General features: G+C 58.6%; 1 protein-coding gene and 1 pseudogene. Both read right to left on the bottom strand.

The window, feature by feature from the left end; all coding sequences use genetic code 11:
• Positions 1-395: pseudogene (locus tag EN884_RS35980) on the bottom strand (ABC transporter permease); the annotation flags it as partial.
• A 63-nt stretch (positions 396-458) separates the two neighbouring features.
• Positions 459-1,405: ABC transporter permease (locus EN884_RS35975; RefSeq protein ID WP_164895419.1), on the bottom strand; the 947-nt coding region annotated here is incomplete at its 5' end.

Genomic DNA, 1,405 nt, shown 5'->3' with positions numbered 1-1,405 from the left:
CCACGAACCAGGCGGGCGACCGTCGGCGCAGTGACGACACCCAGCGTGACCGCCAGGTTGACCACCGATGGCCCGAGCATGGCGGTGATGATCAATGCGAGAACGAGCCCCGGCAAGGCGATGAAAATGTCGATTATCTGGACCAGGACAAAATCGACCCAGCCACGGAAAAACCCGGCGATCAGGCCAATGGGCGCGCCGATCAGCACAGCCACGATCGCCGCCGAAGCACCCACCTGCAACGAAACCCTTGTCCCGTAGATGACGCGCGACAGCACGTCCCGGCCCAGTTGGTCCGTGCCAAGAATATTCTCAGCCGAAGGCGGCCCGAGGACATTGATCGTCGTAGCGGTCGGGTGCAGTGGCGCGATCAAGGGCGCGAACACCGCGATCAATGTGATGATCACCAGAAGCGTCAGGCCAAGGACCAATCGGAACGGAAGTTTTCTCATTGGATTCTAAGCCGATGTTCGCACGAGCGGATTGACGAGGCTGTAGGTGATGTCCGCCACAAGGTTGAGGATCATCACGCCGACGATGATCACCATTCCCACCGACAGCATCACCGGAAAATCCCGGGACGAAATCGCTTCGACCAGCAGCCGGCCCATGCCTGGCATGGAAAAGACGGTTTCGGTCACGACCGCCCCGCCTACCAGTTGTCCAAGCGAAAGTCCGGCATAGGTGATCAAGGGCAATATGCTGTTGGGCAGAATGTGCCGGTAGGAAATGCGCGCCTCCGACAGCCCCTTGGACCGCGCGGCCTGGATGTAAAGGTTGCCTTTCACCGACTGATATTCGGCCTTGTAGACGAGCGTGAAGGAGCTGAAATAGAAGGTCGTAAGCGTGATAATGGGCAGGATCATGTGGATGAGATGTTGCCCAGCGCCCCGTGACCACGGCGACCATCCGGTCGTCGGCAGCCAGCGTAGCTGAACCGAAAACAGGTAGATCAGCAGCAGTCCGAGAAAGAAATTCGGTACAGTGATGCCAACGATGCTTATGGCGGCGGTGAGCCGGTCCACCAGCTTTTTCATGAACGTAGCCGAATTGATTAGCGTGGCCCCCAGGAATGCGATGAGGATCGCCCAGGATGCCAGCTCGAGCGTTAGAGGAAGAGCATCCGCGATCATTTGCGCGACAGGCTGCTGGGTGGAGTAGGATCGACCCAGGTCGCCCGACAATGCCGCGCTGATCCAGTTCCAGTAACGCGACAGGATGGGCTGGTCGAAGCCCAGCTTCGCGTTGAGATCGGCAATCGATTGAGGGGACGCGTTCTCTCCCAGCATGATCGCCGCCGGTGTCCCCAGAAAGGACGTAACCGACGTGAACAGCAGAAAGGTCAGAACGATAACGTTCGGAACCATGATCGCTATGCGGGAAAGTACAAGCGCAAGCATTTCTG

This window comes from Mesorhizobium sp. M7A.F.Ca.AU.001.01.1.1 (genome assembly GCF_004022735.1).
GTDB classification, from domain to species: domain Bacteria; phylum Pseudomonadota; class Alphaproteobacteria; order Rhizobiales; family Rhizobiaceae; genus Mesorhizobium; species Mesorhizobium ciceri.
This window is presented reverse-complemented; position numbering and strand designations above follow the sequence as displayed.